This is a genomic window from Treponema sp. R8-4-B8, assembly GCF_054786175.1.
Window position 1 is genome coordinate 1 of sequence record NZ_BDHE01000386.1, and the last position, 451, is coordinate 451.

Below are 451 nucleotides of genomic sequence, written 5' to 3' on the forward strand. Positions count from 1 at the left end.
TAGGGGGGGTAAAGGGGCTTGCGTGGACATAGCCGCCGTATTTGTTTACGATGTTACAATTTTCGTAATAGTCGGCATAGGACTGGCGCAAGGAACCGTAAACCATGTCATCCATTGTTTTTTTAATGTCGATGTTATCCGGTCTAATCATGATACGCTGTATGTTGTAACCCATTTTGTCGGGGTTATACATCAATTCGGTATCTTCGGCGTCCATCCGTGGGAAATTGTCCCAGGCGACGTGCATTCCGCCGTAACCACGGACATACTGTCTTAGGTTGGCGGCGACCGTCGGAGTCGGCATTTTGACCTTCCCGTGTGCTGTCGCGGAGCCGGAGTCGGCAATACGGACTTGTACTGCTTTGCTGTTACTGGACGCTGTTTTCACATCATCGGTGCTACCTTCATTTTTATTGGTGACAACCACCTACTACCAGCCATTCGCCTGTGG

General features: G+C 49.9%; 1 protein-coding gene. It reads right to left on the reverse strand.

The window, feature by feature from the left end; translation table 11 throughout:
• Window positions 1–304 (reverse strand): hypothetical protein (locus tag ACYVRA_RS08885; protein WP_461252352.1); only part of this gene is annotated, 304 nt, incomplete at its 3' end.
• Window positions 305–451 lie beyond the last annotated feature (147 nt).